The sequence below is a fragment of the Variovorax sp. P5_A3 genome (assembly GCF_056400665.1).
Genome location: NZ_JBFUKW010000056.1, coordinates 1 through 7,882, shown reverse-complemented (window position 1 = coordinate 7,882; position 7,882 = coordinate 1). Strand labels below are relative to the sequence as shown.

The 7,882-nt window shown below is 63.2% G+C and carries 6 protein-coding genes and 1 pseudogene; 3 read left to right on the top strand and 4 right to left on the bottom strand.

Features of this window, described 5'->3' with window-relative positions:
• Positions 1 to 1,350: IS21 family transposase (gene istA, locus AC1D3B_RS36005; protein WP_478195448.1), on the top strand; the 1,350-nt coding region annotated here is incomplete at its 5' end.
• Positions 1,350 to 2,192, top strand: a complete 843-nt coding sequence (istB, locus tag AC1D3B_RS36000; protein ID WP_478195447.1) for an IS21-like element helper ATPase IstB — start codon at positions 1,350 to 1,352, stop codon at positions 2,190 to 2,192. The genes istA and istB, both read left to right, overlap by 1 nt.
• 264 nt (positions 2,193 to 2,456) lie before the next feature.
• Here istB and AC1D3B_RS35995 read toward each other — a convergent pair.
• A protein-coding gene (locus tag AC1D3B_RS35995) for an IS3 family transposase (RefSeq protein ID WP_478195446.1) occupies positions 2,457 to 3,574 on the bottom strand; the annotation gives its coding sequence in 2 pieces (ribosomal slippage) (positions 2,457 to 3,319 and positions 3,319 to 3,574; 1,119 coding nt in all).
• A 142-nt stretch (positions 3,575 to 3,716) separates the two neighbouring features.
• Between AC1D3B_RS35995 and AC1D3B_RS35990 the strand changes: the two genes are divergently transcribed.
• Positions 3,717 to 4,184 carry a hypothetical protein gene (locus AC1D3B_RS35990; RefSeq protein WP_478195445.1) on the top strand — a complete coding sequence of 156 codons (468 nt, stop codon included), beginning with the start codon at positions 3,717 to 3,719 and terminating at the stop codon, positions 4,182 to 4,184.
• Between the two features lie 106 nt (positions 4,185 to 4,290).
• On the opposite strand, the gene AC1D3B_RS35985 is transcribed toward AC1D3B_RS35990, so the two are convergent.
• The 3 genes and pseudogenes from AC1D3B_RS35985 to AC1D3B_RS35975 form a co-directional block, all read right to left on the bottom strand.
• The gene (locus AC1D3B_RS35985) at positions 4,291 to 5,286 is read right to left on the bottom strand and encodes a DUF6929 family protein (protein ID WP_478195444.1); all 996 of its coding nucleotides are present in this window, start codon (positions 5,284 to 5,286) and stop codon (positions 4,291 to 4,293) included.
• Positions 5,287 to 5,663: 377 nt separating this feature from the next.
• A complete protein-coding gene (locus AC1D3B_RS35980; protein WP_478195443.1) occupies positions 5,664 to 6,323 on the bottom strand; it encodes a hypothetical protein in 660 nt (219 codons plus the stop codon).
• Between the two features lie 299 nt (positions 6,324 to 6,622).
• A pseudogene (locus AC1D3B_RS35975) lies at positions 6,623 to 7,741 on the bottom strand (IS256 family transposase); the annotation flags it as partial.
• Positions 7,742 to 7,882 lie beyond the last annotated feature (141 nt).

Below are 7,882 nucleotides of genomic sequence, written 5' to 3'. Positions count from 1 at the left end.
GCTCAGGGCCCGAGGGCCCTGAGCAGCGCGGCCGCTACCGTTGCCGGTTCCAACCCGGACGCGGAGGGCAACTTGATCGGCCTACAACAATGGCGTGCTATTCACCAGCGACGCGCTGCTGGCCAGTACATCTCGCAAATCGCGCGCGAGTTGGATCTGGATCGCAAGACGGTTCGCAGTTGTCTTGCGCAGCAGGCCTGGGTGCCGTACACCCGCAATGCGACAGGTCCCACGTTGTTGGATGCCGAGCGCGACTGGCTGGTCGAACGGGCCGCACAAGTGCACTACTCGGCGCGCATCCTGTACCAGGAGCTTCGCCAACGCGGCTATAGCGGCAGCTACGAGACCGTCAAGCTGGCCGTTCGCCCGCTGCGCGCGGATGCCAGCGTTGCAGCCTTGACGCAGCGACGCTTCGAGACGGCGCCCGGCGAGCAGGCACAGGTTGACTGGGGTCAGCTGACCGTTCGCCTGGGCGGCGTGCCAACCAAGGTGCACGTGCTGGTGATGACGCTGGGCTACAGCAGGCGCGCATACGCCGAAGGCTTCTTGCGCGAGCGCATGCCCGATCTGCTGGCCGCGCACGAGAACGCCTTCGCCCATTTCGGCGGGCGCTGCGAGACGCTGCTGTACGACCGCATGCGCACCGTCGTGCTGGGCACGATGCGTGACGCCGATGGCCGCAAGTTGCCCAAGTTCAATGAGACCTTCCATGCCTTTGCGCGCCACTGGGGCTTCACACCGCGGCTGTGCCAGCCGTATCGGGCGCAAACAAAGGGCAAGGTCGAGTCGGGCGTGAAGTACCTCAAGCGCAACTTCGCGCCTGGGCGCACGTTCACCGACTTGGAGGACTTCAACGCTCAACTCGTCGCGTGGCAAGCCGAGATCGCCGACCCGCGCATCCACGGCACGACTCACGAGCGGCCCATCGATCGCTTCGCTGAAGAAGCTGCGGCCCTGGTGCCCACTGCCAGCCAGCCCAGCTTCCTGCAAGCGATGGTGCGCGATCGTGTGGTGGCCGATGACTGGCTTATCTCAATCGAGGGCAACCGTTACTCCGTCCCGTTCGCGCTCATCGGCAAGACGGTGCAGGTGGTGCGCGAAGGCGGCACCTGGGTGGTTCGCTACCGCGGCCAGGTTGTCGCCGAACACGTCGTGCTGGCCGGCCGCGCCCAGTTGAGCGTGCGCCCGCAACACGGGCCCGGCGCCGCTGCGCGCAATGCCCGGCAGCGCTATGCCGAGCCGCCGCTGCACAAGGTGATTTGCATCCCCGATAACAGCCGCGATGTCGAAGTGCGCGATCCGGCGATCTACGAGCAGCTTCTCGACAACGACCTGAGGGAGGCTGCGTGATGGCCAAGACCGCAACCCCGACCGCGGCGGCGCCTTCGGCGATGACGACACCCGCGCAGCTCGAACGACTGGGTGAGCATTTGCGCAAGCTGCGCCTGCTCAAGAGCGGCGAGCGCCTCGAGGCGATGCTGCAGCATGCCGCGGCCCAGGAGCTGCCCTACGCCGAATTCCTCGACCAGGTGCTCGGCGAAGAGGTGGCTGCCAAGACGAGCAAGAACATCGCCATGCGAACGGCGATGGCACGCTTCCCCTTCGTCAAGCCGCTGGAGACCTTCGACTTCGCCTACCAGCCCTCGATCGACAAGAAGCAACTGCAGGCGCTGGCGAGTTGCCACTTCATCGAGCACGGCGACAACGTGATCGTGCTCGGACCGCCTGGCGTGGGCAAGACGCACATCAGCGTGTCGCTGGGGATCAAGGCCATCGAGGCCGGCTACCGGGTGCTGTTCACGACGGCCGCGCATCTGATTGCGACACTGACCAAGGCCCATGCCGAAGGCAAGCTCGACGAGAAGATCAAGGTCTACACCACGCCTCGCCTGCTGATCATCGACGAGATAGGCTACCTGCCCATTGATCGCGTGGGCGCCAACTTGTTCTTCCAGCTCATCAGCCGGCGCTACGAGCGCGGACCGATGATCCTGACCAGCAACCAGAGCTTCGGCGCCTGGGGCGAGGTGTTTGGCGATCGCATCATCGCCACCGCGATCCTCGATCGCCTGCTGCACCACGCGGTGACCGTGAATATCCGCGGCAACTCCTACCGCCTCAAGGAGAAGCTCAAGGCCGGATTGATCCGGTCACACAACGACGACAGTTCCCAACCGGGTGGGGAAATTTGAGTTACCACACTGGGGAGAATTCGGTTGCCCTTGACACCGCGCCAAGCTCATGACAGAACCCAGCGGGTACTGGTGCGACGGCGTGACGAAGATCAGTCGCGGTGGCTTGCCCCCGCGCGGCCAGGCAGCAGGCCCGGCCTCGACGCGCAGCGGCCGCACGCGTGCTGAGCCCATCTGCAGCACTTTGTGGAAGCCCCAATAGCCCGGCTCCTCGACCCACACGGTGTCCCGTGGGTCTGACGTCTCCCCCATTTCCGGTCAGTTCTAAACTGGAGTTGGGCGGTTTTCGGCTTGTTGATCTGACCTCTTTTTGACGAACTCACTGGGGGTCAGGTGGCCCAGTGATCCGTGAGGGCGGTGATGGTTGTAGTCATGCTGCCATGCCTTCAGCTTCTCCCGCGCATCGTGCATCGTAATGAACTCGTTGACGTTCAGGAATTCGTCGCGTAACCGACCGTTGAACGACTCGATCAGCCCGTTGTCCGTGGGTTTTCCGGGGCGCGTGTAGTCGAGCTTCACGCCACGTCGCCAGGCCCATTCATCGAGCGCTTTGGAGGTGAACTCGGTGCCGTTGTCCACCGTGATCGCCTTGGGCCACCCACGCTGCTGTGCGGCCTCGTCCAGGGCACTCCCGACGCATCGCCCCGTGAGGCGGAAGTTGGCCTCTAGAGACACGCTCTCGCGACTCCACTGATCGATCACCGTGAGCACACGGAATGCCCGGCCATCGAGCATCTGGTCGTGAACAAAGTCCATGCTCCAGTGCTGATTCGGCCCGGTAGCCGGCACCGGTCGGCCGCGCTGCAGGCTGATGCGCTTGCGGCGCTTGACCTTCATGCGCAGTTGCAGCCCTTCCAGCCGGTACAGGCGATAGACCCGCTTCTTGCCGACCGCCCATCCTTCGCGCTTGAGCATGACCAGCACCCGCAAATAGCCGAACCGGGGACGGTCCATGGCGATCTCCCTGATGCGCAGGCGCAGCGCACTTTGATCGCGCGCCTCGCTCTTCTGATACCAGACTGACGGGCGCAGCAGCGCCAGCCGGCACGACCGCCGCACGTTCACCTTGAAGCGCTCCTGCATCCAGGCTGCCAGCTCGCGCCGCTTGGCAGCCTTCAGAGCTTTTTTCGAACGACCTCCTGCAGGATCTGCTTGTCCAGCGTCAGGTCGGCCACGATGCGCTTCAGGCGGGCGTTCTCGTCCTCCAGCATCTTCAGGCGCTTGAGCTCCGTCACGCCCAGGTCTCCGAACTTCTTCTTCCACGTGTAGTACGTCGCTTCGGACACGCCGATCTGGCGGCACACATCGACCACCGGCGTGCCCGACTCGGCCAGCCGCAACGCGTAGGCGATTTGTTCTTCGCTGAATCTCGACCTCTTCATCGCTTCTCCTTCCTGCCCTCACGGGCCGGCCGAAAAAGCCACCTTACCTCCAGTTTTGAAAAGTCCGGAATTCGGGGGAGACGTCACATCCACCCCTCCCAGTGCTCCGCAGGGAATTGCGGTCAACTATGGCGTCAAGTCGATGACTTTCACTTGGGCTACAAGCCCGGGTGCGACGTACTACCAAGTCCTTGATGACGCCCCACTTGGCAACTCCGCGTTTGCCCTGCGGGCAGATGACCTCTTGAACACGAGCTACCAGTTCATCAACATCGACCTCGCGTCGCTCGCCAATCCCAATTTCGTGGTCAATGCTTGCAACGCGGCCGGTTGCACGAGGTCGGCGCCTGTGACGCCGGATATGGGCAAGGCCAACCGTTCGATAGGAGACGCGTCTTGGCCGATCGTGTCCAACACCCTCCTGGAACTGGATGGACGCAGGAGCGACCACAACGCAACGGTCCGGACTGCATCGTGTGTTCACCTTTGTCAGGAACGAACGCGCGACGCGGTCGATCTTGCGCATTGGGACGCATCGCGGATCTCTCGTGCAGATTTCTTCCAGCGTGACGACGAGGCACTTCCCGGCCTTGCGCGACGACCTGGGTAGGCGTGGCGGCGCTGGCCATTGGCGTGGACGGGAACGACAGCGACAGTCGCGGCGTCGAACACCGCCCCAACGAGTCGCTGCGCCCGAGGCGCAATCGTCACGCGCGTCAACGTGCCGGCGAAGGCTTCATGGTCAGCACCATGTCGAAGAACTCGCTGCTGCCGTTGTCGTTGTCGCTCACCAGCGCACCGGTGGCCCGACGCCGGTCAGTTTGCGTAAGTGCGACGGACTCCACTTTGGTCGTAAGTGGCACTCCAGCCTTGGAGAGGCGCTGCGCGCTTTGCCTCAGATCCAGAGGGGCACCTTTCTTCAAGATGGACAAGGGGATCAGACCTACATAGCTGCCCAGCACCGCGCCATCGTCGGATGCATTGCCGGTCCGCTCTACAGAAGCGGTGTAGACCAGGCTCTCTCTCTCGGGCCAGAAGTCAGCGCCCGAGAATCCCGCCTCCTGGCCTTTCAGGCGTGGCAGCGTGGCCTCATGCAGCTGGATATCTGTGATCCGGTCGGCCTGGCCGGTCATGTAGGCCATGAGATCGCCGAGGGCAACCTTGAAAAGGAGGTTCCGCTCGGCATTGGCCCGGTTGAACAGGTAGATGTCATCGTGCGCCACGGCGACGGCCTCGATATTGACTAGCTGGGCGGCCTTGAAGCGAGCGAGGGCCGCGAGGTCTCGGTACAGCTTGGTCATGTCGCGTACCAGCGGGACGGACTTGCCATCCATGGCAACCAGGAGCCCGGTTTCCCGTGTTCCCTTCTTGCTGCCGGAGGCGAGGATCAGGTTCCACGGCACCCCGTTCCACACCACCGTGGCCATCGCCTCATAGTCGGGCTTCGCGTCCTTGGCGATGCGGCCGTTTTTTTGAATCGGGAAGTCCTGCAGCGTGAAGCGGTCGGTGATCGCGTACTTTCGGTTGAGCGTGAACAGATAGGGGGAATCATCACCCACGACGAAGTACTTTCCTGCGTTCCAAGTCAGGCCGGATCCGGAAGGAAGCTCTTTCTGGACCACGGGTCCGGTGATCCTGAGATCGATTTCCGCCGCATGCGAACTCCACGCGAGAACGGCCATCAGCAACGAAACGGGAAGAGCTTGTTTCATGACGGTATGCAAATTGGCAAGGATTGCTTGAGTCCGAGCGACAAATGGATACCGCGCTCGGCTTCGCCACGCTCCTGAGCGCGACATTGCCATGATCGGTCCTCCCACCCCCTTTGTCCATCGAGGCGGCCAGTCATGTGGGCGAGTTCAGTCGAAAAGCCTTTCCCACGGAAGTGCATTGAAGGGACCGCGATTCCTTCATTAAACGGCCAAGCCCTTCCGGTTCGAGTGGGTTTCGGTTCGGTCGCTCCATCCCAGACAAAGGGGCAACGTACCCCTGTCGCCAGGAGTCGAACTCAGTGAGACCCGCCCGAGTCGCCCCCTCGTCGTCTCGGCCTTCGCTGCAGTGCGACGCGTTCGCCTGAAATCGCCGGGCGTCAGACCGCAGTGGCACCTGGACGCGCGACACTGAAGGTGGCGCTGAAACCCAGATCCTCGGCCACGCGCGACGCGGCCATCCGCCGGCTTCGCCAAGTGCGCGCGCGCTCGAAGCGCACCTTTTGCGACAGGCTGCGAAACTGCAGGTTCTCCTTTTTGAGGCTGCGGTCGATCGTGCGCGCCGAGATGTTCATTCGACGGGCGATATCGTCGCGCACAGAGATGCTGAGCGCGCGCTTCTGCGTCCCGTGAACGCCGGAGGCATGGAGGTGCCGGCGATCTCCGACCCTTTCATGTTGCAGAACCGCCACGTCGACCAGTCCAGCGATCAGGACGCCGCGCTTTCCGATCCCCAGTACGCGCAGGCGCGCTGGTCGCCCTGACGCCGGGCACTTGGCAAGGCCCGTTGGAATCGGGATTCGGCCGGCGCCCCGTATTCGTCGGGGAGCTGACGCCGGGACGCGTGCCCGCCTACGAGCAGTTCCTGATGTCGCTTGACAAGGCAGCGATCGGGAGGGAGTTTTGGTACTCCGAAACCCGGTCATTGGCACGCCGTAGGCGACCACCAAGTTCGATGGTTCGCGTGTGGTCTGGATGCAGCGCATATTGCCGCACAACGCGACTTTCCGTCGGTCGTCGCCGTCGACGATTCGGTTCATGCGCCACTTCGCTATGACGAGTCGAGCGACGTATTTGGAGTGATGCGACCGACGGAGCGCTTTCACACAACCTTCAGACTGTCGTGACTTTGTTCCAGGCTCAACTGCGGCACCCAACGGATCGTAGCGGCACCAGTCACGGCGCCGGCAATCCACCAAATCGGTCAGTGCGTCGTGGAGTTTGAATCGGCCTTTCCATCAACGAGCAGGGCGCCGAGCGGACGTGCAGGCCCCTTGACGGTCACGTCCCAGGGCATGGTGTAAGTCTTCAGCCCGGACAGGGCTGAGATGCACAGTACTCAGCGTGCCACTGCGGACAGCCGAGTGGGTGCAGTGTCGCTCAGGGTCTGCAGGCCTTCAAGCTGCATATAGCGCCGGTTGAGCGACCACTCGTCGTTCTGTTCGAGCATCATCGCGCCGACGAGTCGCGTGATCGAGGCGTCGTTGGGGAAGATGCCCACGACGTTCGTGCGCCGCTTGATTTCTGCATTCAGCCGCTCGAGAGGGTTTGTCGAGTAGATCTGCGTCCAGTGCGCTCGCGGGAAGGTCATGAACGCCAGCACGTCGTTCTCGGCGTCATCCATCAGAGTGCCAAGCTTGGGGAACTTGTCTCGGAGCTGGTCGGCGACCGATCGCCATTGCGCCCGCGCTGCATCGGCCGAGTCCTGTACGAACGCCGTGCCGATGGCGGCCGATACCATGCGCCGCTGGGTCTTGCCCGCGTACGCCAGGGCATTGCGCATGAAGTGGACCCTACAACGCTGCCAGGTGGCCTTCAGGACCTTCGATACGGCCGCCTTGATGCCTTCATGGCTGTCGCTGATCACGAGCTTCACACCGCGCAGACCCCGGCGGTTCAGGCTGCGCAAGAACTCGGTCCAGAAGGGCTCGGCTTCCGAAGCGCCGACCTTCAGACCCAGCACTTCGCGCTGGCCGTCGGTGTTGACGCCGACAGCGACTATTACCGCCACGCTCACGATGCGCCCGGCCTCGCGCGTCTTCACGTAGGTGGCATCGATCCACAGGTAGGGCCAGTCCCCCTCGATCTGCCGTCCCAGGAAGGCGTTGACGCGCTCGTCGAGCTCGCCGCACAGGCGGCTGACCTGGCTCTTGGAGACGCCGCTCATGCCCAACGACTTGACCAGGTCGTCTACGGATCGGGTGGAGATGCCTTGCACGTAGGCTTCCTGGATGACGGCCGTGAGCGCCTTCTCGGCCGTGCGTCGGGGCTCCAGGAACTCAGGGAAGTAGCTGCCCTGGCGCAGCTTTGGGATCTTCAACTCGACACTGCCGGCCCGGGTGTCCCAGGTTCGCTCGCGGTAGCCGTTGCGGCTGTTGAGGCGCTCGGGATTCTTCTCGTCGTAGGCGGCGCCGCAGCGGCCTTCGACATCGAGTTCCATCAGGCGCTGGGCCATGAACTACTGAGATGGACCCGACGCCACCTCTCTGGAAGACTGAGCGGCACTATCAACCGCTGACATAGGAGGCTCAACATGGAAATCGATATTCTCGGCATCGACTTGGCCAAGCGTGTGTTCCAGCTTCATGCGGCCGACCGT

Coding starts and splice junctions, on each gene's coding strand:
- istB (WP_478195447.1), top strand. CDS start 1,350: ATGGCCAAGACCGCAACCCCGACCGCGGCGGCGCCTTCGGCGATGACG.
- AC1D3B_RS35990 (WP_478195445.1), top strand. CDS start 3,717: ATGACTTTCACTTGGGCTACAAGCCCGGGTGCGACGTACTACCAAGTC.
- AC1D3B_RS35985 (WP_478195444.1), bottom strand. CDS start 5,286: ATGAAACAAGCTCTTCCCGTTTCGTTGCTGATGGCCGTTCTCGCGTGG.
- AC1D3B_RS35980 (WP_478195443.1), bottom strand. CDS start 6,323: ATGAACCGAATCGTCGACGGCGACGACCGACGGAAAGTCGCGTTGTGC.